General features: G+C 64.7%; 16 protein-coding genes. 12 read left to right on the plus strand and 4 right to left on the minus strand.

The features are described from left to right. Window positions 1-33: 33 nt before the first annotated feature. The 9 genes from mdh to AB7G19_RS02110 all read left to right on the plus strand — a co-directional run bounded on the left by mdh (window position 34) and on the right by AB7G19_RS02110 (window position 11,178). Complete coding sequence (mdh, locus tag AB7G19_RS02070) at window positions 34-1,002, plus strand: malate dehydrogenase (RefSeq protein ID WP_063980412.1); 969 nt, start codon at window positions 34-36, stop codon at window positions 1,000-1,002. Window positions 1,003-1,210: 208 nt separating this feature from the next. Further along, window positions 1,211-2,407, plus strand: coding sequence for an ADP-forming succinate--CoA ligase subunit beta (gene sucC, locus AB7G19_RS02075; protein WP_085398660.1), 1,197 nt, complete (start codon window positions 1,211-1,213; stop codon window positions 2,405-2,407). Between the two features lie 4 nt (window positions 2,408-2,411). Next, the gene (locus tag AB7G19_RS02080; RefSeq protein ID WP_085398661.1) at window positions 2,412-2,891 is read left to right on the plus strand and encodes a DUF1579 family protein; all 480 of its coding nucleotides are present in this window, start codon (window positions 2,412-2,414) and stop codon (window positions 2,889-2,891) included. Window positions 2,892-2,924: 33 nt separating this feature from the next. Next, window positions 2,925-3,809, plus strand: a complete 885-nt coding sequence (gene sucD / locus AB7G19_RS02085; protein WP_025575976.1) for a succinate--CoA ligase subunit alpha — start codon at window positions 2,925-2,927, stop codon at window positions 3,807-3,809. Window positions 3,810-3,946: 137 nt separating this feature from the next. After that, a complete protein-coding gene (locus AB7G19_RS02090; RefSeq protein WP_063980415.1) occupies window positions 3,947-6,916 on the plus strand; it encodes a 2-oxoglutarate dehydrogenase E1 component in 2,970 nt (989 codons plus the stop codon). Window positions 6,917-7,092: 176 nt separating this feature from the next. Beyond that, on the plus strand, window positions 7,093-8,337 hold the full coding sequence (gene odhB, locus AB7G19_RS02095; protein ID WP_085398662.1) for a 2-oxoglutarate dehydrogenase complex dihydrolipoyllysine-residue succinyltransferase: 1,245 nt from the start codon (window positions 7,093-7,095) through the stop codon (window positions 8,335-8,337). Between the two features lie 55 nt (window positions 8,338-8,392). Then, window positions 8,393-9,154, plus strand: a complete 762-nt coding sequence (locus AB7G19_RS02100) for an SDR family oxidoreductase (protein ID WP_094183824.1) — start codon at window positions 8,393-8,395, stop codon at window positions 9,152-9,154. Between the two features lie 57 nt (window positions 9,155-9,211). Then, window positions 9,212-10,612: a dihydrolipoyl dehydrogenase gene (gene lpdA / locus AB7G19_RS02105; RefSeq protein ID WP_063980416.1), complete on the plus strand. Its 1,401-nt coding sequence runs from the start codon at window positions 9,212-9,214 to the stop codon at window positions 10,610-10,612. A gap of 35 nt (window positions 10,613-10,647) precedes the next feature. Next, entirely contained in the window at window positions 10,648-11,178 is a 531-nt protein-coding gene (locus AB7G19_RS02110) for a hypothetical protein (protein WP_063980417.1), read from the plus strand. 133 nt (window positions 11,179-11,311) lie between these two features. Here the strand turns inward: AB7G19_RS02110 and AB7G19_RS02115 are convergent, their stop codons facing one another. From AB7G19_RS02115 to AB7G19_RS02125, 3 genes are all read right to left on the minus strand, one after another. Next, window positions 11,312-12,487, minus strand: a complete 1,176-nt coding sequence (locus AB7G19_RS02115; protein ID WP_085398134.1) for an IS481 family transposase — start codon at window positions 12,485-12,487, stop codon at window positions 11,312-11,314. 148 nt (window positions 12,488-12,635) lie between these two features. After that, window positions 12,636-13,226 carry a DUF4337 domain-containing protein gene (locus AB7G19_RS02120; protein WP_085399710.1) on the minus strand — a complete coding sequence of 197 codons (591 nt, stop codon included), beginning with the start codon at window positions 13,224-13,226 and terminating at the stop codon, window positions 12,636-12,638. Between the two features lie 88 nt (window positions 13,227-13,314). Continuing rightward, entirely contained in the window at window positions 13,315-14,280 is a 966-nt protein-coding gene (locus AB7G19_RS02125) for a tyrosine recombinase XerC (protein WP_085399709.1), read from the minus strand. A gap of 123 nt (window positions 14,281-14,403) precedes the next feature. Between AB7G19_RS02125 and AB7G19_RS02130 the strand changes: the two genes are divergently transcribed. After that, on the plus strand, window positions 14,404-16,614 hold the full coding sequence (locus AB7G19_RS02130) for a primosomal protein N' (RefSeq protein WP_085399708.1): 2,211 nt from the start codon (window positions 14,404-14,406) through the stop codon (window positions 16,612-16,614). 236 nt (window positions 16,615-16,850) lie between these two features. On the opposite strand, the gene AB7G19_RS02135 is transcribed toward AB7G19_RS02130, so the two are convergent. Beyond that, complete coding sequence (locus AB7G19_RS02135; protein ID WP_028150468.1) at window positions 16,851-17,360, minus strand: septal ring lytic transglycosylase RlpA family protein; 510 nt, start codon at window positions 17,358-17,360, stop codon at window positions 16,851-16,853. Between the two features lie 635 nt (window positions 17,361-17,995). On the opposite strand from AB7G19_RS02135, the gene AB7G19_RS02140 reads away from it, so the two are divergent. Further along, window positions 17,996-18,556 (plus strand): F0F1 ATP synthase subunit delta, encoded by a 561-nt coding sequence (locus AB7G19_RS02140; protein WP_063980421.1) that lies wholly within the window; start codon window positions 17,996-17,998, stop codon window positions 18,554-18,556. Next, complete coding sequence (atpA, locus tag AB7G19_RS02145) at window positions 18,556-20,085, plus strand: F0F1 ATP synthase subunit alpha (RefSeq protein ID WP_063980422.1); 1,530 nt, start codon at window positions 18,556-18,558, stop codon at window positions 20,083-20,085. Before AB7G19_RS02140 ends, atpA begins: the two co-directional genes overlap by 1 nt. The last annotated feature ends 67 nt before the right edge of the window (window positions 20,086-20,152 follow it).

Raw genomic sequence — 20,152 nt, forward strand, 5'->3', positions numbered from 1 at the left:
CCCCTCCTTAACGTGTCTAAAGGACAGGTTCACATGGCGCGCGACAAGATTGCTTTGATTGGCTCCGGTCAGATCGGCGGAACGCTGGCTCATCTCATCGGCCTGAAAGAACTGGGCGACGTGGTGATGTTCGACATCGCCGAGGGCGTGCCGCAGGGCAAGGCACTCGACATCGCCCAGTCCTCGCCGGTCGACGGTTTTGACGCGCACTACACCGGCGCCAATTCGTACGAAGCCCTCGACAACGCCAAAGTCTGCATCGTCACCGCCGGCGTGCCGCGCAAGCCCGGCATGAGCCGCGACGATCTCCTCTCCATCAACCTGAAGGTCATGGAGCAGGTCGGCGCCGGCATCAAGAAATACGCCCCCGACGCCTTCGTCATCTGCATCACCAACCCGCTGGACGCGATGGTGTGGGCGCTGCAGAAGGCTTCGGGCCTGCCGCACAAGAAGGTCGTCGGCATGGCCGGCGTGCTGGATTCCTCGCGCTTCCGCTACTTCCTGGCCGACGAGTTCAACGTCTCGGTCGAGGACGTCACCGCCTTCGTGCTCGGCGGTCACGGCGACACCATGGTGCCGCTGGTGAAGTACTCCACCGTCGCCGGCATTCCGCTGCCCGACCTCGTCAAGATGGGCTGGACCTCGCAGGCGCGCCTCGACGAGATCGTCGACCGCACCCGCAACGGCGGTGCCGAGATCGTCAATCTGCTCAAGACCGGCTCGGCCTTCTACGCGCCTGCTGCTTCCGCGATCGCGATGGCCGAGAGCTATCTGCGGGACAAGAAGCGCGTGCTGGCCAGCGCCGCCTACCTCAACGGCGAATACGGCGTGAAGGACATGTATGTCGGCGTGCCCGTCGTGATCGGCGCCAAGGGTGTCGAGCGCGTCGTCGAGATCGAGCTCACCGGCAAGGACCGCGAGGCTTTCGACAAGTCGGTCGGCGCCGTACAGGGCCTGGTCGATGCCTGCAAGAAGATCGCGCCCGATCTTCTCGGCCGCTAAGCGCAAAAATCCCCGCCGAAGACCGAAATCCGGTCTTCGGCGGTTTCACTTCCGGGGCCCGGCTGACCGGGGTGGGCGCCCGGTTCGGCAGTCCAGAGATCTCGATGTCAAAGAATCCGGGTTGCAGTTCCTGTGGTATATGGTATGCCAGCCACAAGACTGAGGTGGGCCCTAGAGGTCACCGCCCGCGGGTTCAGGGAGCGACCATATGAATATCCATGAATATCAGGCCAAAGCGCTGCTGAACGAGTTCGGCGTCGCGATCTCAAAGGGCGTCCCCGTCCTGAAGCCCGCGGACGCGGAAGCCGCCGCCAAGGCCCTCCCGGGCCCGGTCTGGGTGGTGAAGAGCCAGATCCACGCTGGTGGCCGCGGCAAGGGCAAGTTCAAGGAAGCCTCGGCCGGCGACAAGGGCGGCGTCCGTATCGCCAAGTCGGCCGCGGAGGTCACCGAATTTGCCAAGCAGATGCTGGGCGCCACCCTCGTGACGATCCAGACCGGCCCCGCCGGGAAGCAGGTCAACCGCCTCTACATCGAGGACGGCTCGGACATCGACAAGGAGTTCTACCTCTCGATCCTGGTCGACCGCGAAACCTCCCGCGTCTCCTTCGTGGTGTCGACCGAAGGCGGCGTCAACATCGAGGACGTCGCGCACAACACGCCCGAGAAGATCGTCACCTTCTCGATCGATCCCGCGACCGGCATCATGGGCCATCACGGCCGCACCGTTGCGAACGCGCTGAAGCTGTCCGGCGATCTCGCCAAGCAGGCCGAAAAGCTCACCGCGCAGCTCTACACCGCCTTCGTCGCCAAGGACATGTCGATGCTGGAGATCAACCCGCTGGTCGTGACCAAGCAGGGCCAGCTCCGCGTGCTCGACGCCAAGGTGTCGTTCGACGACAACGCGCTGTTCCGTCATCCCGAGGTGCTCGCGCTGCGCGACGAGACCGAGGAAGACGCCAAGGAAATCGAGGCGTCGAAATACGACCTCAACTACGTCACCCTCGACGGCAACATCGGCTGCATGGTCAATGGCGCCGGCCTCGCGATGGCGACGATGGACATCATCAAGCTCTACGGCATGGCGCCGGCGAACTTCCTCGACGTCGGCGGCAGCGCCAGCAAGGAAAAGGTCGCGGCCGCCTTCAAGATCATCACCGCCGATCCGAACGTGAAGGGCATCCTGGTCAACATCTTCGGTGGCATCATGAAGTGCGACGTGATCGCCGAAGGCGTCACGGCCGCCGTGCGCGAGGTCGGCCTCAGCGTGCCGCTGGTGGTCCGCCTCGAAGGCACCAATGTCGAGCTCGGCAAGAAGATCATCCGTGAATCCGGCCTGAACGTGGTGCCGGCCGACAATCTCGACGACGCCGCGCAGAAGATCGTGAAGGCCGTCAAGGGAGGCTGAGGCCATGACCCAGGACCATCTCGCCGCATCATCTCCGCTTGCAGAGCACGCGCGCCTCGCCGCGTTCGCCGGCGAATGGAATGGCGAAGAGGTGGTCTTCCCGTCGCGCTGGGTCGCCGGCGGGCCGGCGACCTCGCATGTCGTCGCGCGCATGGATCTCAACGGGTTCTACCTGATCCAGGACTGTGTCCAGATGCGCGACGGCAAGCAGGCTTTCGCCACCCACGGCCTCTTCACCTACGACCGCGACGACCGGACCTACAAATTGTTCTGGTACGACTCGCTCGGCTACACGCCGCCCTCGCCCGCCTCCGGCGGCTGGGTCGGCAAGACCCTGACGCTGGTGCGCGGCTCGCTCCGCGGCAATGCGCGCCACGTCTACGAAATCATCGATGACGATTCCTACTCGTTGAAGATCCAGTTCTCGCCGGACGCGGAAGGCTGGGCCGACGTGCTCACCGGCATCTACCGCCGCATCCACTGACCTCTCACTCGTTAGTTCGCGAAAGCAGACCTCATGTCCATCCTGATCGACAAGAACACCAAGGTCATCTGCCAGGGCTTCACCGGCAAGAACGGCACCTTCCACTCGGAGGCCGCGCTCGCCTACGGCACCAAGATGGTCGGCGGCACCTCGCCGGGCAAAGGCGGCGCCACCCATCTGGGCCTGCCGGTGTTCGACACGGTGCGCGAGGCGCGTGAGAAGACCGGCGCCGATGCGTCGGTGATCTACGTGCCGCCGCCGGGCGCCGCGGATGCGATCTGCGAAGCGATCGATGCGGAGATCCCGCTGATCGTCTGCATCACCGAGGGCATTCCTGTTATCGACATGGTGCGTGTGAAGCGCTCGCTGGCCGGTTCCAAGTCGCGCCTGATCGGGCCGAACTGCCCGGGCGTCATGACCGCCGGCGAGTGCAAGATCGGCATCATGCCCGCCAACATCTTCAAGACCGGCAGCGTCGGCATCGTCTCCCGTTCCGGCACGCTGACCTATGAAGCCGTGTTCCAGACCTCGCAGGAAGGCCTCGGCCAGACCACCGCGGTCGGCATCGGCGGCGACCCGGTCAAGGGCACCGAGTTCATCGACGTGCTGGAAATGCTGCTCGCCGACCCCAAGACCGAATCGATCATCATGATCGGCGAGATCGGCGGTTCCGCCGAGGAGGACGCCGCCCAGTTCCTCAAGGACGAGGCCAAGCGCGGCCGCAAGAAGCCGATGGTCGGTTTCATTGCCGGCGTCACCGCGCCTCCCGGCCGCCGCATGGGCCATGCCGGCGCGATCATCTCCGGCGGCAAGGGCGACGCCGGTTCCAAGACCGATGCGATGAAATCGGCTGGGATTACAGTGTCTCCGTCTCCCGCCCGCCTCGGCCACACGCTTGCCGAAAAGTTGAAAGGCTAATTCACTTCTTCGTACTTTTCCGGGCGAAGTTTCGTAGCAAATAGGATAAATGGTGCCTGTCGCGCTGGGCCTCTGCCGGGGAGCTCAGCGCCAGCGCCGTTTGTTATGCGCGAACCGAAATCGCCAGGAACTTAAGCATGTCTCGCCAGGACGCGAACGCAGCCTTTGCCCTCTCTTCCTTTTTGCAGGGCACCAACGCCACCTACATCGACGAAATCTACGCCCGCTACGAGAAGGACCCGTCCTCGGTCGACGCCGAGTGGCAGGAGTTCTTCAAGAGCCTCAACGACCAGCCCGGCGATATCAGCAAGAACGCCGAAGGCCCGTCCTGGGAGCGCGCCAACTGGCCGCTGACCCCGCAGGACGACCTCACCTCCGCCCTCGACGGCAACTGGGCCCAGGTCGAGAAGGCGGTCGGTGCCAAGATCGCCGCCAAGGCGCAGGCCCAGGCGGGCAACAAGGGCGCTGATTTCTCGTCCGCCGACCTGCTCCAGGCCACGCGCGACTCCGTCCGCGCGCTGATGCTGATCCGCTCCTACCGCATGCGCGGCCATTTCCACGCCAAGCTCGATCCGCTCGGCATCGAAGCCCCGCGCAACCGCGAAGAGCTCGACCCGCGCACCTACGGCTTCAGCGAAGCCGATTTCGACCGCAAGATCTTCCTCGATCACGTGCTGGGTCTCGAATACGCCACGCTGCGCGAGATCACCGCGATCTGCGAGCGCACCTACTGCCAGACGCTCGGCGTTGAGTTCATGCACATCAGCAACGCCGCGCAGAAGGCGTGGATCCAGGAGCGCATCGAGGGCCCGGACAAGGAAATCTCGTTCACCCGCGAAGGCCGGCGCGCGATCCTGACGAAGCTGGTCGAAGCCGAAGGTTTTGAGAAGTTCTGCGACACCAAGTTCACCGGCACCAAGCGCTTCGGCCTCGACGGCGGCGAATCGCTGATTCCTGCGCTCGAGCAGATCATCAAGCGCGGCGGCAATCTCGGCGTGAAGGAAGTCGTGCTCGGCATGCCGCATCGCGGCCGCCTCAACGTGCTGACGCAGGTGATGGGCAAGGCGCACCGCGCCCTGTTCCATGAATTCAAGGGCGGCTCGGCCAACCCTGATGCTGTCGAAGGCTCCGGCGACGTCAAGTATCACCTCGGCGCCTCCTCGGACCGCGAGTTCGACGGCAACCGCATCCATCTGTCGCTGACGGCGAACCCCTCGCATCTCGAGATCGTCGATCCCGTGGTGCTCGGCAAGGTCCGCGCCAAGCAGGACCAGCACGGCGATCCGCCGGACCAGCGCATCTCGGTGATGCCGCTGCTGATGCATGGCGACGCTGCGTTCGCCGGCCAGGGTGTGGTCGCGGAATGCTTCGGCCTGTCTGACCTGAAGGGCTACCGCACCGGCGGCTCCGTGCACTTCATCGTCAACAACCAGATCGGCTTCACCACCTATCCGCGCTACTCGCGCTCCTCGCCCTATCCGTCTGACGTGGCGAAGATGATCGACGCGCCGATCTTCCACGTGAACGGCGACGATCCGGAAGCGGTGGTTTTCGCGGCCAAGGTCGCGACCGAATTCCGGCAGAAATTCCACAAGCCCGTCGTCATCGACATGTTCTGCTACCGCAGGCATGGCCATAACGAAGGCGACGAGCCGGCTTTCACCCAGCCGGTGATGTACAAGAGGATCGCCGCGCATCCGTCGACGCTCGAGCTCTACGCCCGCCGCCTGATCAGCGAAGGCGTGATGACCGAGGGCGAGGTCGACAAGGCCAAGGCCGACTGGCGCGCACGGCTCGATGCCGAGTTCGAGGCCGGCACCTCCTACAAGCCGAACAAGGCCGACTGGCTCGACGGCAAGTGGTCCGGCTTCAAGATCGCCGATCAGGAAGAGGATGCGCGCCGCGGCGTCACTGGCGTCGACACCGCCGAGCTGAAGGAAATCGGCCGCAAGATCACCAAGGTGCCGGATGGCTTCCGCGTCCACCGCACCATCCAGCGCTTCCTCGACAACCGCGCCAAGGCAATCGACACCGGCGCCGGCATCGATTGGGCGACCGGCGAGGCACTGGCGTTCTGCACGCTGCTCAACGAGAACCACCATGTCCGCCTGTCGGGCCAGGATTCCGAGCGCGGCACGTTCTCGCAGCGCCATTCGGTCCTGATCGACCAGGAAGACGAGAGCCGCTACACGCCGTTCAACCATCTCGGCCACGAGCAGGGCCATTACGAGGTCATCAACTCGCTGCTGTCGGAAGAAGCCGTGCTCGGCTTCGAATACGGCTACTCGCTCGCGGAGCCGAACACGCTGACGCTGTGGGAAGCCCAGTTCGGCGACTTCGCCAACGGCGCGCAGGTCGTGTTCGACCAGTTCATCTCCTCGGGCGAGCGCAAATGGCTGCGTATGTCCGGTCTCGTCTGCCTCTTGCCGCACGGCTATGAGGGCCAGGGACCGGAGCACTCCTCGGCGCGTCTGGAGCGTTATCTGCAGATGTGCGCCGAAGACAACATGCAGGTGGTCTACCCGACCACGCCGGCGAACTACTTCCACGTGCTGCGCCGCCAGCTTCATCGCGAGATCCGCAAGCCGCTGATCCTGATGACGCCGAAGTCGCTGCTGCGTCACAAGCGGGCGGTGTCGCGTCTCGAGGAGCTCGCGAAGGGGACGACCTTCCACCGCATCCTCTATGATGACGCCCAGATGCTGCCGAACGAGGCGATCAAGCTCGTCCCCGACGAGAAGGTCCGCCGCATCGTGCTCTGCTCCGGCAAGGTCTATTACGACCTCTACGAGGAGCGCGAGAAGCGCGGCATCGACGACATCTACCTGATGCGCGTCGAGCAGCTTTATCCGGTGCCGCTGAAGGCGCTGGTGGCCGAACTGTCGCGCTTCAAGAAGGCTGAAGTGGTGTGGTGCCAGGAAGAGCCCCGCAACATGGGCGCCTGGCACTTCATCGAGCCCTATCTGGAATGGGTGCTGAACCAGGTGCACGGTGTGAGCCGGCGTCCGCGTTACGTCGGCCGCGCCGCTTCCGCCGCGACCGCCACTGGTCTGATGTCCAAGCATCAGGCGCAGTTGAAGGCGTTCCTGGACGAAGCACTGAGCTGATCTTTCTGAACTGCGTCATGCCCCGCCTCGTGCGCAATCGCGCACTGGAGCGGGGCACCAGTACGCCGCGACGTCCGTGCAGAATACGAACGTCCGGCTTGCTGGATGGCTTGCCTTTCGCGGGCCGATGACGACCGAATTTTTGACCGCACCGGCGATCCCTTAAGGAAAAGACCATGACTGAAATTCGTGTGCCGACGCTCGGCGAATCCGTCACCGAGGCCACCATCGGCCGCTGGTTCAAGAAGGCCGGCGATCCCGTCGCCGTCGACGAGCCCTTGGTGGAGCTCGAGACCGACAAGGTCACCATCGAGGTCCCGGCGCCCTCCGCCGGCACGCTGAGCGAGATCGTCGCTGCCGATGGCGCGACCGTTGCGGTCGGTGCGCTGCTCGGCCAGATCACCGACGGTGCCGGTGCTGCGAAGCCCGCCGCTGCTCCCGCGAAGCCCGCCGCCGCCGCTCCGGCCGCCGTGGCTGCTGCTCCTGCGCCGGCTCCGGCCGCGAAGGCGCCGCCGGCCGATGCGCCGCTCGCCCCGTCCGTCCGCAAGCTCTCCGCCGAGACCGGTATCGATGCCTCGACCGTTCCGGGCTCCGGCAAAGACGGCCGCGTCACCAAGGGCGACATGCTTGCCGCGATCGAGCGCGCCGCGTCCGCGCCGACCCCGGTGAACCAGCCCGCCGCCGCCGTTCAGGTCCGCGCGCCGTCGCCGGCCGATGACGCCGCCCGCGAAGAGCGCGTCAAGATGACCCGCCTGCGCCAGACCATCGCGCGCCGCCTCAAGGACGTGCAGAACACCGCGGCCATGCTGACGACCTTCAACGAGGTCGACATGACCAACGTGATGGCGCTGCGCGCCCACTACAAGGATGCGTTCGAGAAGAAGCACGGCTCGAAGCTCGGCTTCATGGGCTTCTTCACCAAGGCTGTCGTGCAGGGGCTGAAGGACATCCCGGCCGTCAACGCCGAGATCGACGGCACCGATCTGATCTACAAGAACTATTACCACATCGGCGTCGCCGTCGGCACCGACAAGGGTCTCGTTGTGCCCGTGGTGCGCGACTGCGACAACAAGTCGATCGCCGACATAGAGAAGGGCATCGCCGATTTCGGTCGTCGCGCCCGTGACGGCCAGCTCAAGATCGACGAAATGCAGGGCGGCACCTTCACGATCACCAATGGCGGCATCTACGGCTCGCTGATGTCGACCCCGATCTTGAACGCGCCGCAGTCCGGCATCCTCGGCATGCACAAGATCCAGGAGCGGCCGATGGTGATCGGCGGCAAGATCGAGGTCCGCCCGATGATGTATCTGGCGCTGTCTTACGATCACCGCGTCATCGACGGCAAGGAAGCCGTCACGTTCCTGGTCCGCGTCAAGGAGAGCCTGGAAGATCCGGCGCGCCTGGTGCTCGATCTCTGATCCCTGAAGCTCTGCGAGCGCCGTCGCCTTGTCGTGCGACGGCGCGGGTCGAACCATGGAGGCGCGCGTGACGGATAAAGTCGTTGTCATCACCGGCGGCAGCCGCGGTATCGGGCGGGCGACCGCGATTGCGGCGGCCGCGCGCGGCTTCCGTGTCGTCGTCGGCTACGCCAGCAACAAAACGGCTGCTGACGAGGTGGTCGCCCAGATCGCGGCCAGCAACGGCAAGGCCATCGCGGTGAAATGCGATGTCGCCGAGGAAAGCGACATCATCGAGCTGTTCAAGGCTGCCGACAAGTTCGGCACGCTCGGTGCACTCGTCAACAATGGCGGCATCGTCGGCCAGAGCGGGGTGCGCGTCGACGAGATGTCGGCCGAGCGCATCCGGCGCGTGATGGCGGTCAACGTCACCGGCTCGATCCTCTGCGCGCGCGAAGCGGTGAAGCGGATGTCGACCAAGCACGGCGGCCAGGGCGGCGTCATCGTCAATCTGTCATCGGTCGCTGCCAGACTTGGTGCGCCGAATACCTATGTCGACTATGCGGCGTCCAAGGGCGCGATCGATTCCTTCACCGTCGGTCTCGGCTATGAGGTCGCAGGCGAAGGCATCCGTGTCGCGGGCATCCGCCCCGGCCTGATCGACACCGAAATTCACGCCGCCGGCGGCGAGCCCGACCGCGCCCATCGTCTGGCCCATATGGTGCCGATGAAGCGCGTCGGTACCGCCGACGAAATCGCCAATGCCATCGTCTGGCTGATGTCGGACGAAGCCTCCTACGTCACCTCGGCCATTCTCGATGTGTCCGGCGGACGCTGACACGCCGCGCGGACGCTGACACATCCTCATCACGCTAAACTCACGGGACTTTCTCTCATGGCTACCTACGATCTCGTCGTCATCGGCACCGGACCGGGCGGTTATGTCTGCGCGGTGCGCGCGGCCCAGCTCGGCATGAAAGTCGCCGTGGTCGAAAAGGACGCCACGCTCGGCGGCACCTGCCTGAACGTCGGCTGCATGCCGTCGAAGGCGCTGCTGCACGCGTCCGAAATGTTCGAGGAAGCCGCGCACTCCTTCGCCAAGATGGGCGTTTCCGTTTCCGCGCCGAAGCTCGAGCTTCCGGCGATGATGAACTTCAAGCAGCAGGGCATCGACGGCAACGTCAAGGGTGTCGAGTTCCTGATGAAGAAGAACAAGATCGACGTGCTCAAGGGCACCGGCAAGATCTTAGGGACAGGCAAGGTGGAAGTGTCTGCCGACGGCAAGTCGCAAGTGGTCGAGACCAAGAACATCGTCATCGCGACCGGCTCCGACATCGCGCGCCTCAAGGGCATCGAGATCGACGAGAAGCGCATCGTGTCGTCCACCGGCGCGCTGTCGCTGGACAAGGTCCCCGGCAAGCTCTTGATCGTCGGCGCCGGCGTGATCGGCCTCGAACTCGGCTCGGTGTGGAAGCGGCTCGGCGCTGAAGTCGTCGTCGTCGAATTCCTCGATCGCATCCTGCCCGGCATGGATGGCGAGATCGCCAAGCAATTCCAGCGCATCCTGGAGAAGCAGGGCTTTGCATTCAAGCTCGGCGCCAAGGTCACCGCCGTCGACACCTCCGGCAAGTCGCTGAAGGCGACCATCGAGCCTGCGGCCGGCGGCGCTGCCGAGACGCTGGAAGCCGACGTCGTTCTCGTCTGCATCGGTCGCGTGCCGTACACGGATGGGCTCGGCCTGAAGGAAGCCGGCGTGGCGCTGGACAATCGCGGCCGCGTGCAGATCGATCCGCATTTCGCGACCAGCGTGAAGGGCGTCTATGCCATCGGCGACGTCGTCGCGGGCCCGATGCTCGCGCACAAGGCCGAGGATGAAGGCGTAGCCGTTGCGGAGATCATCGCAGGGCAGGCCGGCCACGTGAACTACGACGTTATCCCAGGCGTCGTGTATACCACGCCGGAAGTGTCCTCCGTCGGCAAGACCGAGGAGGAGCTGAAGCAGGCGGGTCAGGCGTATACCGTCGGGAAGTTTCCCTTTACCGCCAACGGCCGCTCCAAGGTCAACCAGACCACCGACGGCTTCGTGAAGATTCTCGCAGATGCGAAGACCGATCGCGTGCTCGGCGTGCACATTATCGGCCGTGAAGCCGGCGAAATGATCCATGAAGCCTGCGTTCTCATGGAGTTTGGCGGCAGCGCGGAAGATCTCGCGCGCACCTGCCACGCGCATCCGACCCGCTCGGAGGCCATCAAGGAAGCCGCGCTTGCGGTGGGCAAGCGGGCCATCCATATGTAGGCGACGCGCCTAGCGTCGAATCGGGCGGGAAACATATGCTGCGCCGCCTACTTCAACCGGTCTGGGTCCTGCTGGCGATCATCTTCCTGATCGAAGCCTGGCTGTGGGACCATCTCGAGCCGATCGTCGCGCGGGTTGTCGCAGCCATCCCGCTCGCACGCTTCAAGCAATGGTTGACGGAGCGCGTCGATGCGCTGCCGCCGGCCATGACACTGATCGTGTTCGCGGTGCCGATCATCCCGCTGTTTCCGCTCAAGCTGATGGGCCTGTATCTGCTCACGCATGAATATTGGCTGAGCGGCGTATCCACGTTTCTGTTCGCAAAGCTGCTCGGCGTCGGCGTCACCGCCTTCGTGTTCGACGTGACGCGCGACAAGCTGATGGAGATGCACTGGTTCGAGCGGCTCTACGATCTCGTGATGAAGCTGCGCGCCAAGGCCGCCGAGCTGGTCGACCCGATCAAGCAGCGCATCCGCGAGCTGATCGCCGGCAACGGCGAAGGCTGGTCCGCCCGTACGCTCCGCCTGATCCAGCGCTTTCGCAAGAGCGTGCACCAGGCGCGCTAGCTGCTCGCTATAGACTCACTGTCATTGCCACACACTCGATGTCATCGCCCGGCTTGACCGGGCGATCCAGTATTCCAGAGACGTCAATCGAATACGGAGAAGCCGCGGCGTACTGGATGCCCCGGTCAAGTGTTTAGCCCGGAGACATGGCTGACACCTGTTCGGACACATCACTGACAGGTTGGCCATTGGTCAAGTCGATCGATGCGACCTGCCAGCTGGCGAAGAAGATTCCGTAGTGGCCGTCACGATCCAGCGGCCGGATGGCAAGGCGTTCGCGGGCGAAGGCCTGGGGAACTTTCCAGAAGTGTCCCTTGAAGGAGATGTAGGGTCTTGTCGATGAGACCCTGCGCACGATCTCGCCGCTGTCGTATTCGACGTTCGGAACGCGGGCCGGCATGGGGCGAGCACTTGGCCGGAAGCGATCGGCAGGGACCTGCATATCGAGGCCTTGGTGAGGCCGCTCCAGATTGTAGACCGGCCGCCAGGCGTCGAAGGCGCGCTGGACTTCCGGGAGAGTTCGGAAGCGGCGCATTGCAAACACCTCGGCCTTCAGGGTGCGATGGAAGCGTTCGTTCTTGCCGCGGGCCTGTGGGTGGCATGGCCTTGCGTGCACCACCCTGACGCCAAGCTTGAGCAGCCACACCTTCAGTCCGGTCCAACGAATGCCGGACGTATCGCCCCAGGGTGAGCCATTGTCGGTGTAGAAGGCCTCCGGCAGGCCATAGCAGCGGAACGTCGTCGACAGGTGATTCTGCACGGTGAGGCGCTGCTCGTCGGCACATGCCTTCAGGCACAGCACGTAGCGCGAGTGATCGTCGACGATCGTTAGCGGATGGCACCGCGTCCCATTGGCGAGCGGCAGGTGACCCTTGAAGTCCATCTGCCACAGCAGGTTGGGAGCTTCCTTCTCGAACCGGTGGCCCGGATTGGGCGGCGCATTCTCACTCGGTTTGATCCGGTCGTTCCGACACAGGATCTGGTGCACCGTTGATGGCACAGGCACCGTCTGCCCGCCCCGCTTCAGGCAATGGGCAATCTTCCGTGCTCCCCAAGCCGGATGCTTGTCGCGTACAGCCAGGACTTCTGCCTCGACCGCAGCCTCACTCCGCTTGGGCATCGCATGCGGGCGCCGGGAACAGTCGGCCAGCTCCCGATCGCCGGCCTGCCAGCGCGCCAGCCACTTGTAGCCGACGTCAGGACTGATGTTGAACCGACGGCACAGTTCGCGCCGGTTGGCGCCCTCCTGCAAAGCCAGCCGCACAAACTCGTGGCGCTGATCCATCACTGACACCTCGCTCCAAGGCATGGACGGCCTCCCGAATCGGACCAATCCAGCCAATGTTGATGTGTCAGCTATGTCTCCGAACACCCGTCAGTGATCTGTCCGGGCTAAACATCAAGCCGGGGCATGACAGCGTCGATGTTTTTGGCCTTATGCGCCCCGCATCAGCCCCTCAATGCAAATGCACCAGATGCGGCCACCACAGGCCGAGCGCGGTCATGAGGAGGCCGGCCAGGGTCAGGACGCCGGCGACATAGGCGAGCGCGATCATGCCGGTGATGATGGTGGCCGAGGCCAGAACGATGCCGATCTGGAAGGCGGCGGAGGCCAGCTCGAAGTGATGATATTTCGCGGTCGCCTCGTCGCGCTCGTGCTCGGCGTGCTTGGCCTTCTCGGCGAGCTGCTCGGTGCCTTCGCCGGTCTCGGGCTCGGAGCGGTAGCGCTGCGCGGTCTTGGTCCAGTCGTCGACCTGCTTCTGCACCGTCGCCTTCAGGAGGTCGTCGGTGGTGGCGGCCAGCGTGAGCTTGCCCTGCTCGGACGCGGTCAGCACCACGGTGCGGCGGATGGTCTTGGCCTGGAAGAACGCCCAGAGATTGGCGGATTCGACGTTCTTGCTGATCGATTCAGTCTGGGCGCCCTTGCCGAGCGTCTCGGAGATCGCCAGGAACAGCGCCAGCACGGCGATCAGAAGAGCGATCTTCTTGTTCGATCCGGACGCGTGCTCGGCGTGTTCGGCATGCTCCATGCTTTCGTGTGCGCTCATGATTCCCTCCAGTCGCGGTTCCCCACGATTGACCGAACCGCGGGCGCCGCGCAAGAGGCACGCGCGCTATGACAGCTTCATGTCAGGTTCATCGCCGCGGATGCGTGTTCGCATAGACTTCGAGCAGCCGCTCCGAATCGATACCGGTGTAGATCTGCGTGGTCGAGAGCGAGGAGTGACCCAGCAGCTCCTGGATTGCGCGCAAATCCCCGCCACGCGAGAGCAGATGCGTGGCGAAGGAGTGTCGCAGCGCATGCGGCGTCGCGCTGTCGGGCAGGCCGAGCGCGCCGCGCAGCCGTTCCATCGCCAGCTGGATGATGCGCGGGCTGAGCGGGCCGCCGCGCGCGCCGAGGAAGATCGGGCCTTCCGCCGGCAACGGATAGGGGCACATCGCAACGTATTCCTGCACGAGCGCGAGCACGTTCTGCAGCACCGGCACCATGCGGGTCTTGTTGCCTTTGCCGGTCACGATCAGCACGTCGCCCTCGCCGGGACGCGGCACCTCGCGGCGCTTCAACCCCAACGCTTCGGAGATGCGCAGGCCCGAGCCATACAGCAGCGCCATCACCGCGGCATCGCGGGCCAGAACCCACGTCTCGCGTTCCTCGCCGGCGCGCTCGTCGGCGTCGGCGAGACGTTTTGCGGATGCCATCGGCAGCGGCTTCGGCAAAGTCTTGGCCACCTTGGGCGCGCGGATAGCCGAGAGTGCGCCGACCTTGCCCTTGCCTTCGCGTTCGAGGAAACGGCCGAACGAGCGCAGGCCCGCCAGCGCGCGCATCAGCGAGCGGCCGGCAATGTCGTCGGCGCGGCGCATCGCCATGAAGGCGCGGATGTCGGTGGCTTCCAGCGCGGCAAAGCGCGCCAGCGTCACGCGCTCGCCCCAATGGGCGCAAAGGAAGTCCAGGCATTGCCGCAGGTCGCGGCCATAGGCCTCCAGCGTCTTCGGCGACAGCCGCCGCTCGGCGCCGAGATGCGACAGCCAGCGCGTCATCTCCTGCGCGATCGAGGGATCGGCGCTGGCGAGCTCGATTAATGGGGCCGCGGCTTTGCTCATGCGCTCTGGACGTAATGATTCCACTCAGTATATCGCATCACACCCGTTTACTCTTAGCTAAGGCCGCCCGGGGGCGTTAGCTTCAAGGCCCCAAGGTTCCGATTCTCCCTCCAAAGACCTTTGATGGATCATTCGTCGCGCAGCACGATCACCCCCGCCAACGCGACCCGCATGGTCGACGTGCTGGTGCCGGTCGCGCTCGACCAGACCTATTCCTACAAGGTGCCGCGGGGGATGGAGCTGAAGGCGGGCGATCTCGTCGGCGTGCCGCTCGGCCCGCGCGAGGTGCTGGCCGTGGTCTGGGCGGAGAACGCCAATCCCGACCCGCGCCTGCACAACCGGCTCAAGGAGGTCAGCGAAAAGCTCGATCTTCCTCCGCTGAAGCCTGAGCTGCGCTCGGTCGTCGACTGGGTCGCCAATTACACGCTGAGCCCGCGCGGCATGGTGCTGCGGATGTGCCTGCGCATGGGCGAGAATCTCGGCCCGGAGCGGGTGCGCGCCGGTGTGCGCCTGGTCGGCGATCCGCCGCGACGGCTGACGCCGGCGCGGCAGCGCGTGATCGAGCTGCTGTCGGATCGCCTGCTGCACGGCAAGTCCGAAGCGGCCAAGGAAGCCGGCGTCTCGGCCGGCGTGATCGACGGCCTCGTCGACGAAGGCACGCTCACGGTCGAGCCGATGCCGCCGCCTCCGCCGCCGCCGGCACCCGATCCGGATTTTGGCCAGCCGGATTTTTCACCGCTCCAGCGCGCCGGGGTGGATGCGATGCGCGCGCTCGCCGCCAACGGCACCTTTCACGTTGCGCTGCTCGACGGCGTCACCGGCTCGGGCAAAACCGAGGTCTATTTCGAGGCGATTGCAGAGACCATCCGCCGCGGCAAGCAATCGCTGATCCTGATGCCGGAGATCGCGCTGACCGGCCAGTTCCTCGACCGCTTCGCGCAGCGCTTTGGCGTGCGGCCGATCGAATGGCACTCCGAGCTGACGCCGCGCACCCGCGCGCGCAATTGGGCCGCGATCTCCGACGGCAGTGCGCCGGTCGTGGTCGGCGCGCGCTCGGCGCTGTTTCTGCCTTACGCCAATCTCGGCCTCATCGTGGTCGATGAAGAGCACGACCAGGCCTACAAGCAGGACGAGGGCGTGCATTATCACGCCCGCGACATGGCGGTGGTCCGCGCGCATATCGCAAAGATCCCGATCGTGCTGGCCTCCGCCACGCCGTCGGTCGAATCCGAGGTCAATGCGCGCAAGAGCCGCTATCAGCGCATCGCGCTGCCCTCGCGCTTCGGCGGCCAGCACATGCCGCATATCGAGGCCATCGACATGCGCCGCGAGCCGCCGGCGCGCGGCCGCTTCATCTCGCCGCGGCTCGCTTCCGAGATCAGAAAAGCGATTGAAAAGCGCGAGCAGGCGCTGCTGTTCCTCAATCGCCGCGGCTATGCGCCGCTGACCCTGTGCCGTGCCTGCGGCCATCGCTTCGCCTGCACCATCTGCGATGCCTGGCTGGTCGATCACCGCTTCCGCCAGCGGCTGGTCTGTCACCATTGCGGCTTCTCGATGCCGCGCCCGCAGACCTGCCCGCATTGCGCGGCCGAGGAATCGCTGGTCGCGGTCGGGCCGGGCGTCGAGCGCTTGCAGGAGGAGGCGGCCGCGCTGTTCCCCGAGGCGCGCACCATGGTGCTGTCGAGCGATCTCATCACCTCGATCGAGACGATGCGCTCCGAGCTTACCGAGATCGCGGAGGGTCGCGTCGACATCATCATCGGCACGCAGCTCGTCGCCAAGGGCCACAACTTTCCGCGGCTCAATCTCGTCGGCGTGGTCGATGCGGATCTGGGCCTGTCCAACGGCGATCCGCGCGCGTCGGAACGCACCTGGCAGCTGCTCAACCAGGTGATCGGCCGTGCCGGGCGCGAGCAGGGCCGCGGCGTCGGCTATCTCCAGACCCACCAGCCCGATCATCCCGTGATGAAGGCGCTGATCGCCTGCGACCGCGAGGCCTTCTACGACAGCGAGATCGATCTGCGCGAGCGCACGCTCTATCCGCCGTTCGGCCGGCTCGCGAGCCTGATCATTTCGGCAGGCGACCGTCCGAGCGCCGAAGGTTTGGGCCGCCGCCTCGTTGCGCTCGCACCGCGCGACGAGCGCGTCGTGGTGCTGGGACCGGCGGAGGCCCCGCTCGCCGTGATCAAGGGCCGCTACCGTTTCCGCATCCTGGTGAAATCGGCGCGCGGTTTCGATCTGTCGGACTATTTGCGCAACTGGCTGGCCGTCTGCCCGAAGCCGAAGGGCAATCAAAAGCTCGAAGTCGACGTCGACCCGCAGAGCTTTTTGTAGTTCCCCCGTTATTCCGGGGCACGCGAAGCGTGAACCCGGAATCCATTCATCCACCAACTCTACGGCCTGATGGATTCCGGGCTCGATGCTACGCATCGCCCCGGAATGACGGGGCAAACAAAAAGCCCGCCGTCCCCCAAGACGGCGGGCTTGTTTCGCCCGAACTGGTCTCGCCGCTCACACGTCCGCGGACGATGGCGAGATTTGCGCTTTGTCGGTGAGGCGCTGGTGGCGCCTTAGGAGACGACTTCCGCGGTCACGCGGCCGACGCCGGCGCCGGTGAGGCCGATGGCGCGGGCAGCGCCCGTGGAGAGGTCGAGGACACGGCCGCGAATGAACGGGCCACGGTCATTGATGGTGACGATGACGCTCGAGCCGCCATGGGTGACGCGCAGCTTGGTGCCGAACGGCAGCGAACGGTGAGCCGCGGTCATGGCATTCTGGTTGAAGCGCTGGCCCGACGCAGTCCGGCTGCCGGACTCGTTGCCATAATAGGAGGCCATGCCGGAGAAGCTGCGGCCCGTGCCCGACGACGGCGTCATCGACGCGTTGGCGTTGCGCCAATCGGAGGTCGTGTTGGCATCGCTCTGGGCGTGGTGGCGGTGATGATGGTGAGAGTACCGGTGGTGATGCCGGGATTTGGCAGAAGCTTCGGTGGCGGTTCCACCGACGAGGAGAGTGGCGGCAACGAAAGCGATCGCCGTGCGCGGCCGGGGCACGGAGCCCAGCGTCTTCAAAGACAGCATTTAGTGGTCCCTAATCTAGTATTGCCACATATGTGGCAAGTGGAGCCCCCGTAAGTCTGTGAGCGGGATCGCGTTTCGATTCCTAATGAGGCGTGAATTGGGCAGTAAATCCATTCTGTGTCGTCATGAAATATTCTGTGATTGGCATCAATGTTGCAGCCAATGTTCTGGAATCTTTCGCTTTAACAATTCTTTAACTATTTTATTACTCACTAATACTGTAAAACAAGGTCATTATACTTCATGTTTAGAATTAGGAAAGTATTCAGGGGAGGCCGCTCGTCACGTCCGACTCACGCCTCAGCGATCCGTGTTCATGGCCGCTATGCGCTGAGGGCAGGAACGAATGGCCGCGATGCCGCCGAGGGGGCGCGTCATTCCGCGACGTGGCAGGCCGCTACCGCGGTGCCGTCGGCTGCGACGAACTGGCGACAGAAGGTCGTGCCTTTAATTTGGCGTCATGTTGCACGTGCGCGCCTGCTATGTTAGCAAAGCCGCGATTTTAACGGACCCGGCACCTCCCGTGTCGGCCGAAAATCGAAGTCCCGCTTGAATTCCAAGGGCTTGGATCGCTTGGCGCCGCTTTGTGGCGACGGTTTTTCCCTTGCGAGTTTGACAGCAAAAAGAGCGCGTCTGTGGCTGCAGAAGATACGTCCGTTTCCGGTGTGTCCGGCCGTTATGCAACGGCCTTGTTTGAACTGGCCCGCGACCAGAATGTGGTCGACGAGGTCAAAGCCGATCTCGATAAATTCGAGGGCTTGCTGAGCGAAAGCGCCGATCTGACGCGCCTCGTCCGCAGCCCGGTGTTTGCGGCCGATACCCAGTCCAGGGCCCTCTCGGCCGTGCTGGACAAGGCGGGTATCGCCGGCATCTCCGCCAATTTCCTGAAAGTCCTGACCGCCAACCGCCGCCTGTTCGCGGTGGCTGACGTCATTCGCGCCTATCGCGCCCTCGTCGCCAGGTTCAAGGGCGAGACGACGGCCGACGTCACCGTGGCGGAGGCGCTTTCGGACAAGAATCTCGACGCCCTCAAGGTTGCCCTGAAGTCGGTGACCGGCAAGGACGTCGCGCTCAACGTGAAGGTCGATCCCTCGATCATCGGTGGCCTCGTGGTCAAGCTTGGCAGCCGCATGATCGATAGTTCGCTTCGCACCAAACTCAATTCGATCAAGCACGCGATGAAAGAGGCAGGCTGATGGACATCCGCGCCGCGGAAATTTCCGCGATCCTGAAGGACCAGATCAAGAATTTCGGCCAGGAAGCTGAAGTCTCCGAAGTCGGACAGGTGCTGTCCGTCGGCGACGGTATTGCCCGCGTCTATGGTCTGGACAACGTCCAGGCCGGCGAAATGGTCGAATTCGAGAACGGCACCCGCGGCATGGCGCTGAACCTCGAAACCGACAACGTCGGTATCGTTATTTTCGGCGCCGACCGCGAGATCAAGGAAGGCCAGACCGTCAAGCGCACCCGCGCCATCGTGGACGCGCCGGTCGGCAAGGGCCTGCTCGGCCGCGTCGTCGACGCGCTCGGCAACCCGATCGACGGCAAGGGCCCGATCCAGGCCGACAAGCGCATGCGCGTCGACGTCAAGGCGCCCGGCATCATTCCGCGCAAGTCGGTGAGCGAGCCGATGGCGACCGGCCTCAAGGCGATCGACGCCCTGATCCCGATCGGCCGTGGCCAGCGCGAGCTGATCATCGGCGACCGTCAGACCGGCAAGACCGCGATCGCGCTCGACACCATCCTGAACCAGAAGCCGCTCAACGCGCAGCCGGACGAGAACATCAAGCTGTATTGCGTCTACGTCGCGATCGGCCAGAAGCGTTCGACCGTCGCCCAGTTCGTGAAGGTGCTGGAAGAGCAGGGCGCGCTCGAGTACTCGATCATCGTCGCCGCCACCGCTTCGGATCCGGCTCCGATGCAGTACATCGCGCCGTTCACCGGCTGCACCATGGGCGAGTACTTCCGCGATAACGGCATGCACGCCGTCATCATCTATGACGATCTGTCCAAGCAGGCCGTCGCCTACCGTCAGATGTCGCTGCTGCTGCGCCGCCCGCCGGGCCGCGAAGCCTATCCGGGCGACGTGTTCTATCTGCACTCCCGCCTGCTCGAGCGCGCGGCGAAGCTGAACAAGGACCAGGGCTCGGGCTCGCTGACGGCGCTGCCGGTCATCGAAACCCAGGCCAACGACGTGTCGGCCTACATTCCGACCAACGTCATCTCGATCACCGACGGCCAGATCTTCCTGGAAACCGACCTGTTCTTCCAGGGCATCCGTCCCGCGGTGAACGTCGGTCTGTCGGTGTCGCGCGTCGGTTCGTCCGCGCAGACCAAGGCCACCAAGAAGGTCGCCGGCAAGATCAAGGGCGAGCTCGCGCAGTACCGCGAAATGGCGGCGTTCGCGCAGTTCGGCTCCGATCTCGACGCCTCGACCCAGCGCCTGCTCAACCGCGGTTCGCGCCTGACCGAGCTGCTCAAGCAGCCGCAGTTCGCGCCGCTGAAGATGGAAGAGCAGGTCTGCGTGATCTGGGCCGGCACCAACGGCTATCTCGATCCGCTCCCGCTCAACAAGGTGCGCGCGTTCGAGGACGGTCTGCTGTCGCTGCTGCGCGGCAAGAACGCCGAGATCCTCAACGCGATCCGCGACAGCCGCGATCTCTCCGACGACACCGCCGCCAAGCTGAAGTCGGTGGTCGAAGGCTTCGCGAAGAGCTTCGCGTAAATGCCGTCATGGCCGGGCTTGTCCCGGCCATCCACGTCTAACGGCGTGTGAGGCACCGCGTGGATGC

This window comes from Bradyrhizobium sp. 215_C5_N1_1, assembly GCF_052075935.1.
Lineage (GTDB): Bacteria > Pseudomonadota > Alphaproteobacteria > Rhizobiales > Xanthobacteraceae > Bradyrhizobium > Bradyrhizobium barranii.

What these genes read in the sequence shown, in the direction of transcription:
- AB7G19_RS02110 (WP_063980417.1), top strand. Translation starts at nt 10,648, where the DNA reads ATGCTGCGCCGCCTACTTCAACCGGTCTGGGTCCTGCTGGCGATCATC.
- AB7G19_RS02090 (WP_063980415.1), top strand. Translation starts at nt 3,947, where the DNA reads ATGTCTCGCCAGGACGCGAACGCAGCCTTTGCCCTCTCTTCCTTTTTG.
- AB7G19_RS02125 (WP_085399709.1), bottom strand. Translation starts at nt 14,280, where the DNA reads ATGAGCAAAGCCGCGGCCCCATTAATCGAGCTCGCCAGCGCCGATCCC.
- AB7G19_RS02080 (WP_085398661.1), top strand. Translation starts at nt 2,412, where the DNA reads ATGACCCAGGACCATCTCGCCGCATCATCTCCGCTTGCAGAGCACGCG.
- AB7G19_RS02100 (WP_094183824.1), top strand. Translation starts at nt 8,393, where the DNA reads ATGGAGGCGCGCGTGACGGATAAAGTCGTTGTCATCACCGGCGGCAGC.
- lpdA (WP_063980416.1), top strand. Translation starts at nt 9,212, where the DNA reads ATGGCTACCTACGATCTCGTCGTCATCGGCACCGGACCGGGCGGTTAT.
- AB7G19_RS02115 (WP_085398134.1), bottom strand. Translation starts at nt 12,487, where the DNA reads ATGCCTTGGAGCGAGGTGTCAGTGATGGATCAGCGCCACGAGTTTGTG.
- atpA (WP_063980422.1), top strand. Translation starts at nt 18,556, where the DNA reads ATGGACATCCGCGCCGCGGAAATTTCCGCGATCCTGAAGGACCAGATC.
- AB7G19_RS02135 (WP_028150468.1), bottom strand. Translation starts at nt 17,360, where the DNA reads ATGCTGTCTTTGAAGACGCTGGGCTCCGTGCCCCGGCCGCGCACGGCG.
- AB7G19_RS02120 (WP_085399710.1), bottom strand. Translation starts at nt 13,226, where the DNA reads ATGAGCGCACACGAAAGCATGGAGCATGCCGAACACGCCGAGCACGCG.
- AB7G19_RS02130 (WP_085399708.1), top strand. Translation starts at nt 14,404, where the DNA reads ATGGATCATTCGTCGCGCAGCACGATCACCCCCGCCAACGCGACCCGC.
- sucD (WP_025575976.1), top strand. Translation starts at nt 2,925, where the DNA reads ATGTCCATCCTGATCGACAAGAACACCAAGGTCATCTGCCAGGGCTTC.
- odhB (WP_085398662.1), top strand. Translation starts at nt 7,093, where the DNA reads ATGACTGAAATTCGTGTGCCGACGCTCGGCGAATCCGTCACCGAGGCC.
- sucC (WP_085398660.1), top strand. Translation starts at nt 1,211, where the DNA reads ATGAATATCCATGAATATCAGGCCAAAGCGCTGCTGAACGAGTTCGGC.
- mdh (WP_063980412.1), top strand. Translation starts at nt 34, where the DNA reads ATGGCGCGCGACAAGATTGCTTTGATTGGCTCCGGTCAGATCGGCGGA.